This window comes from Marivirga sp. (assembly GCF_024636815.1).
GTDB lineage: Bacteria > Bacteroidota > Bacteroidia > Cytophagales > Cyclobacteriaceae > Marivirga.
Genome location: NZ_JAGXGF010000240.1, coordinates 1 through 5545 on the forward strand (window position 1 = coordinate 1; position 5545 = coordinate 5545).

A 5545-nucleotide genomic window follows, 5' to 3' on the forward strand; every position below is an offset into this window, starting at 1 on the left:
ATCTGGAGGACAAAAGCAAAGAATTGCGATTGCCAGAGCCTTATACAGAGATCCTGACTTGATTATTTTGGATGAGGCTACTTCAGCCTTGGATACTACCTCTGAAGATTATGTTTTACAAACCATTACAGATTTAAAAAATCAAGGAAAAACTATCATTATGATAACACACCGTTTGGCTTCTGCTTCTCATACGGACCATATTCTTTTACTTGAAAATGGAAAATTAATAGAAGAGGGAAGTTATCCCGAATTAATGAAAAGCAAAGGACAATATTATAAATTATGGCAGAACCAATTGCCAAAGGAAGTATTAGAAAATTAAAAAATTATTTAACCATTAAACCTTAAATATTATGAAGCTAGAACACTATTTACAAAAGCTGGAAGCCATTGACCAAAAAATTAGGTTGAAAGCAACAGGAGGACCGGAAGAATTTGCAGAAAGTTTAAGTATGTCCAAAGCCTCACTTTATAGATATATCGACTTTTTGAAAGATTATGGAGCCCCCATCTATTATGATGTAAGCAATAAAAGTTTCTGTTATGAATATGATATCAATATCCAGTTTAGCTTTAAAGTAGAACCTTTAAACCAATATGAAGCTAAAAAAGTAAGTGGAGGAAAAGCACTTCATTGGCAGAGCAATAACTTTTCTCAAACTTTTTTGTATAGTCTCAAAAAATGAGACTGGCCTAACCTACTTTAGCATCGTGAGGTAATACAAGGTGCACTAATAGTTACTGAGCCTGGGAAGCCGAAAACGGTATAGAGTAGGTTAACAATTAATTTATAAAAAAATGGAAAATTTTGAAGAAATAGGTTTTAAAGACTTGTCACAATTTGAGAAAAGTAATATTGAAGGGGGATTGATATTTACTATTGCTGCTTCTTTGGTATCAACTACTTTAGCATGGGGAACCGTTGCAGCAGCTGGAGCTGCAATTTATGCAAGTGCTGAAGCAGGATATAACCAAGCATGTGGTAATTAAACTCTTAGATAAAAAAATACGAAAATGGAAATATTAGAAACACAAAAAAATGAAAATTTGTATTCCTTCTCAAATTTAGATCATGAAGAATTAAGTGATATTAACGGAGGTTATGTTCTTGCAGCTCTTACAGTTTTGAGTGGTGCTGCTTTGATAGCTTATGGTGCGGGTTATTTGTATGGTAAGCTCACTTGTGAATGCGAAGAAGAATAATTAAAAACTTGATTTTCAACATAAAATAATCTAGATTAGTTTATGTTGAAAATCTAAAAAATAATTGTTACATATGAAAAAATTAACTTGTAAGATATTATTATCAATTTCAGGCTCACTAGGTTTTTCTATTTTATGCATTAGCTTGTTATCTATTTTGTATTCTGTTTTCAGTATAGAAAAAGGAATTAATTTTAAGGAATTTTCTGATATCTATTTATATAATTTTAATAAATATTTTTATCTAAGCCCATATTTAATGACTGGTTTCATTATAGTACTAATAATACTATATTTATTGAAAAAGAAAAAAATAATTACAATTAGGTTCTGGTAAATGAATATAGCTAACAAACAACAGAGTTACAGGATGAAATATTTTGGCTATATTATGTATCTTAATTGTAAAAGATGAAGGAATTACTTCGAATAATTTTGTTGGCGGTCACGATACTGATTTCGTACATTAAGCAGAATATTACCAGTAAATTTTTAAGTCGTGCAATTATTTTAATCCCAAATGCATATCATAAATGAAGAAATATCTGTCTCGTAAATTATATGTTTTCCTGTATGATTAATTTAGAGAAAAAAATCTAATCACTCACCCCAACAAAAATCCAGCTAACAATCCAATCAGTACCACATAAGGAGCAGGAATTTTAGTGAAAAGTAATATAGCCACTGTGCCAATAATCAAGCTAAAATTGAGCATGGTGTTTTGTACGGGTTCGAAAAGCAGGAAAATGGCGGCTACCACCATTCCCGAACTGACAGCGGTAATGCCTTCCAAAGAGGCTTTTATGATCCTGAATTTTTTCAGTTGATCCCAAAACCGGATCAGAAATATCATCATAAGAGTGCCGGGTACAAATATCCCCACTGCCGCTAAAAATCCGCCCAAGATTTCTCCCCAAACGCCATATTCACGCATGGATAGTGCACCAATGTAACTGGCAAAGGAAAAAGTGGGGCCAGGAATAGCTTGTGCAATGGCGAAACCACTCAAGAACTCTGATGATGAGAGATAATCTTTAAAATCAACAAACTCTGTATAGAGAAATGGAATTAACACCTGTCCTCCACCAAAAATCAAACTCCCGTTTCTGTAGAAGTTCTCCAAAAGTCGAATGGGTAATGATTGAGTATATAAACCTATTAAGGCAATTAAAATCAGAACACTTATCCATATAATCAAAGCTGTCCATCTGATTTTGATTTTTTCTTTTTCCTCTATGGGTTGAGCTTTATATTTGAAAGCGGTTATAAATCCTCCTGCAAGAATTAATGCAGGAAATAAATAAGGCGAATTAATCCAAACTGATATAGCAGCAGATATGATTAATAAAATTACACTGGTTTTGGTGTGAATTACCTTCTTTACAATTCTATAAGCCGCAGCTGCCACGAAACCCACCGCAATGGGTTGCACAAATGTTAAAAAGTGGGTGGATAATTCCTTTTCGTCAATATTGGACATCAATATCCCGAAACCTGTCATTAGAGCAACCCCGGGAATAGCCCAGACAAATAAGGTCAAAAATGCAAAAGGGGCGCCTCCTATTTTTACAGCTAATCCTGTTAAGATTTGAGTAGAAGAAGGCCCTGGCAACATTTGGCACAGGGCATTCATTTCTATCAATTCTTTTTCTGTTAGGTAGCCTCTTTTATAAACCAAATGGTCTAAAAAATACGCAAAATGAGCAGTAGCACCTCCAAATGTGGTGAGAGATAGGATAAAAATATCCTTCAAATATATCAGATATCGGATATTCCTGACCACTAATTACTTCTTCAGTAATCCAATTTCAGCTAACCTTTCTGCTAAAAATTCTCCAGCAGTCATATCGCTATAATTTTTGGGATTTTCTTCATCTACACAGCTGTCTAAGCAGGTTAAATCCATGCTTGATTTTGGATGCATAAAAAATGGAATGCTATATCGCGAAGATTTCATTTGCTCTTTAGGCGGATTAACTACTCTGTGAATAGTGGATTTCAATTTGTCATTGGTTAATCTTGCCAACATATCTCCCACATTCACCACTAATTGATTTGGTAGGGCCGTAATTGGAATCCATTCGCCATCTCTTCTTAAAACCTGCAAACCATCGGCACTTGCTCCCATCAATAAGGTGATCAAATTAATATCACCATGTTGAGCTGCTCGAACTGCATCTTCCGGTAAATCTTCTGGGTTTTCGATAGGTGGGTAATGAATAGCCCGCAAAATACTATTGCCATAGGTCACTTCCGAATCGAAATAATTTTCATCCAACTCTAAATAGAGTGCAATGGCTCTTAACATTTCAAATCCAGTCTTCTCTAGTTTTTGATATGCATCTTTTGCCAATTCTGCTAATTCAGGAACTTCAGTTGGCCAAAGGTTATCAGGATATTCTTTTTTCAACTCATGATCATCAGGTACAAATTGACCAACCTGATAGAATTCTTTCAAATCTGGTACTTTGTGTCCTTTTGCTTGCTCTTTCCCTTTGCTTGTGTAGCCTCTTTGTCCAGCGAGTTCTTCTTTCTCATAGGATTTTTTTTGTGCAATACTTAAGTTGAAAAACTTCTCAACAGCAGCATAAAGCTTCTGGCTTAGATTATCACTTAAGTAATGACCTTTTATGGCAACGAAACCAATACTATTGTAAGCTTCACCTAATTCTTTTACAAACTGAGCTTTTGCTCCTTCTGTTCCGTTGGTAAAATCTTCCAGATTTAAGGAAGGAATTTCATTATATAATTTTTTACTCATAATAGTAATGATTTTTATTGAGTTGACAGTGTAACATATTCACACTACCTTTAGTACACTATATTAAAGTAAAATAAAACAAAAAACATAAAACCATGAAGAAAGCCACAATAAGATTTAGTATTTTATTTGCGATAGCAGCAATTTTTGCTTGTAGCACCGGAAATAAAGAAGAAAAAGCCGAAACAGAAGGCGAAAATTCAACAGAAGTAAAATCTGAAAATGTTTCTTCCATTAGTTTAACACCAGTTGAGTCACCTGAATTTGAGGATTCCATGCTGGAAATGTTGAGTCCGATGGAAAATGAAACAAACTTAGAAGAGGGTGCTGTGAAATTTTCTTATAATGTTAAGAATTATGAGTTAGCTACACAAACTATAGATGCAGATGTTAAAAATTGTGCGAATTCCTCAAAAGGACAGCATATTCATTTGATTTTAAATAATCAGCCGTATTCAGCACATTATGAAGCTGAATTCACTAAAGATTTAGAAGAAGGTCATTATGTAGCCTTATCTTTCTTGTCTCGTTCTTACCACGAAAGTGTGAAGAGTTACGGAGCAGCTAACATTCGTCAATTTACAGTCGGTAAAAAGCCAACTGGTCAGGAAATCGCAGATTTATCGGATCCACATATGTTCTATAGCCGTCCAAAAGGAACTTACACTGGTAAAGATGCTAAAAAGGTATTGTTAGATTTTTATTTATTGAATACTGAGCTTTCTGAAAAAGGCAATAAAGTGAGAGCTACTATCAATGGTGAAGAATTTATGATAGATAAATGGCAACCATTTTTCATCGAAGGCCAAGAAATGGGCGAAATGAACATCAAGCTTGAATTATTAGATGCTAGAGGAAAATTAGTCCCTAGCCCTTTCAACCCAGTTGAAAGAACAGTTACTTTAAAAGAAGGTGATGCTTCTTGAAATAAAGATTAATTAGTGTTAAAATAGCCTGTGATTTATGAATTGCAGGCTATTTTTATTTATAACAAAAACAGATGAAATAAGGTCGCTCCTACGGAGCTTGGAGAGACAGTTTTTAGGTGATAATTACCATAATATAGCCCCTCTGGGGCTAAAAAAAGAGGTCATCAATATTTTTACAGTTGTAGTAAGAATTTATTTGTATAAAATATCTGTTTTCATATTAATAACCTAAAATTTAATATGGTGTTTATGAGTCCCAGCGGGACGAACATATGGTAACTCTAATCAATACACTTATTCAAGTTCCGTAGGAACGACCTTATGGTATCTAACCTTGGCGAGCTTCCCCAATCCGTAGCTCGTAAGCATTATGTCAACTGAGCAAAGATTGTCAATTGAAAAATTAGCACATCATTAGCTAATTACTTAATTTTAGCGCTGAATTAAAAAATGAATGAAATAGGTGATAAAATGGTGTTTTGCTCCGATTTTTAACTGAATCTCATACAATAAATAATAACATAAATATTATGAACTATCCAGTAAGCGATCGCATCAAGAATATGTCTGAATCTGCAACTTTAGCTATGGCAGCTAAGGCTAGAGAATTAAAATCTCAAGGGATTGATATAATCAGTTTGAGTTTGGG

7 protein-coding genes and 1 pseudogene are annotated in these 5545 nt (G+C 34.0%); 6 read left to right on the forward strand and 2 right to left on the reverse strand.

Annotated features, from left to right (window positions below):
• The 4 genes from Q0L29_RS17175 to Q0L29_RS17190 form a co-directional block, all read left to right on the forward strand.
• Nucleotides 1–325 (forward strand): ATP-binding cassette domain-containing protein (locus tag Q0L29_RS17175; protein WP_296623672.1); only part of this gene is annotated, 325 nt, incomplete at its 5' end.
• Nucleotides 326–356: 31 nt separating this feature from the next.
• A complete protein-coding gene (locus Q0L29_RS17180) occupies nucleotides 357–689 on the forward strand; it encodes an HTH domain-containing protein (protein WP_296623674.1) in 333 nt (110 codons plus the stop codon).
• 112 nt (nucleotides 690–801) lie between these two features.
• A complete protein-coding gene (locus Q0L29_RS17185) occupies nucleotides 802–993 on the forward strand; it encodes a hypothetical protein (RefSeq protein WP_296623676.1) in 192 nt (63 codons plus the stop codon).
• A gap of 24 nt (nucleotides 994–1017) precedes the next feature.
• The gene (locus tag Q0L29_RS17190; RefSeq protein ID WP_296623678.1) at nucleotides 1018–1206 is read left to right on the forward strand and encodes a class IIb bacteriocin, lactobin A/cerein 7B family; all 189 of its coding nucleotides are present in this window, start codon (nucleotides 1018–1020) and stop codon (nucleotides 1204–1206) included.
• Between the two features lie 604 nt (nucleotides 1207–1810).
• On the opposite strand, the gene chrA is transcribed toward Q0L29_RS17190, so the two are convergent.
• On the reverse strand, nucleotides 1811–2959 hold the full coding sequence (chrA, locus tag Q0L29_RS17195) for a chromate efflux transporter (protein ID WP_296623681.1): 1149 nt from the start codon (nucleotides 2957–2959) through the stop codon (nucleotides 1811–1813).
• Nucleotides 2960–2992: 33 nt separating this feature from the next.
• On the reverse strand, nucleotides 2993–3967 hold the full coding sequence (locus Q0L29_RS17200) for a 2-oxoglutarate and iron-dependent oxygenase domain-containing protein (protein WP_296623683.1): 975 nt from the start codon (nucleotides 3965–3967) through the stop codon (nucleotides 2993–2995).
• A 95-nt stretch (nucleotides 3968–4062) separates the two neighbouring features.
• Between Q0L29_RS17200 and Q0L29_RS17205 the strand changes: the two genes are divergently transcribed.
• Both Q0L29_RS17205 and Q0L29_RS17210 read left to right on the forward strand, forming a co-directional pair.
• Nucleotides 4063–4893: a phosphopeptide-binding protein gene (locus Q0L29_RS17205; RefSeq protein WP_296623685.1), complete on the forward strand. Its 831-nt coding sequence runs from the start codon at nucleotides 4063–4065 to the stop codon at nucleotides 4891–4893.
• 533 nt (nucleotides 4894–5426) lie between these two features.
• Nucleotides 5427–5545: pseudogene (locus Q0L29_RS17210) on the forward strand (aspartate aminotransferase); the annotation flags it as partial.